2 protein-coding genes are annotated in these 1213 nt (G+C 68.3%); both read right to left on the bottom strand.

Going from position 1 to position 1213, the window contains the following annotated elements; genetic code table 11:
• Positions 1-816: ABC transporter permease (locus ACFWJO_RS40030; protein WP_386873252.1), on the bottom strand; the 816-nt coding region annotated here is incomplete at its 3' end.
• A gap of 5 nt (positions 817-821) precedes the next feature.
• On the bottom strand, positions 822-1213 hold a 392-nt coding region (locus ACFWJO_RS40025; protein ID WP_386873250.1), incomplete at its 5' end, for an ABC transporter permease.

Raw genomic sequence — 1213 nt, 5'->3', positions numbered from 1 at the left:
CAGCAGCACCGCGCCCGCGATCGCGAACGTCGCGTTCACGACGATCACGCCGATCGTGTTGGGCAGCAGGTGCTTGAAGATCAGGCGGCCCGGCTTGGCGCCCATGGCGACGGCGGCCGCCACGAACTCCTTCTCGCGCAGGGACAGGACCTCGCCGCGCACGAGGCGGGCCAGGGACGTCCAGGACACGAGGCCGAGCACCACCGCGAGCGGGAGGATGCCCATCTTCATGCCGCTGGCCATCTGGCCGAGCACCGCGGCGAGCACGAGCAGCGGGATGACGATGATCAGGTCGGTCAGGCGCATGAGCAGGGAGTCGACCCAGCCGCCGAAGTACCCGGACACGGCGCCGACGATCGCGCCGATCACGGTGGAGAGCAGGCCCACGATGGCCGCGATGATCATGGACTGCTGGGTCCCGCGCATCACGAGGGCGAAGTAGTCCTTGCCCGTGGTGTCCTGGCCGAAGGGGTGCTCGCCCCAGCGGAGGCCCTCGCCCCCGAAGGCCTGCGGCACGACCGACAGCGTCGGGCGACCGCCGTTCACCACGGAGGCCGCGGCCGTGTAGGACTTGTCCCACCAGCCGGGGATGCCGGCGAAGCCGATGGAGGAGAACGCCATCAGCGTGATGAAGACCAGCACGATCAGGGAGATCATCGCCGCCCTGTGGCGGAAGAACCGCTTGCGGACCAGGGCGCCCTGGGAGTAGGACTTCCCGGCCTTGGCGCGGAGCTTGGCGTCCTCCGCCTCCGCAAGGTCGAAGATCTGCTTCTCGTCGAGCTGCGCGCCCGTCATCGAGGAGTTGTTGGTGGTCATCTGGCTCACACTCGAATCCGGGGGTCGAGGACGGCGTAGAGCACGTCCGCCACGAGGTTCATCAGCACGGCGGCGGTGCCCGTCACGAGGAAGAACGCCATCACGGGCATGGGGTCCACGTCGCGCAGGCCGGTGGCGAACAGCTCGCCCATCCCCTTCCAGCCGAACACCTGCTCCGTGATCACGGCGCCGCCGATCAGGCCGGCGAAGTCGAAGGCCATGATCGTGGTGATGGGGATCAGGGAGTTGCGGAACGCATGCTTCAGGATCACCTGGCGCTCCGGCAGGCCCTTGGCGCGCGCGGTGCGGATGTAGTCCTGGCGCGAGACCTCGAGCATGGAAGAGCGCGTGTACCGCGAGTACGTGGCCACCGAGATGATGGTCAGCAGGATGGTGG

Origin of the sequence: Streptomyces sp. NPDC127092, from assembly GCF_042722475.1 — a bacterium.
GTDB lineage: Bacteria > Actinomycetota > Actinomycetes > Streptomycetales > Streptomycetaceae > Streptomyces.
The sequence above is the reverse complement of the archived record's forward strand: the minus strand, read 5'-3'. Positions and strand labels throughout refer to the sequence as shown.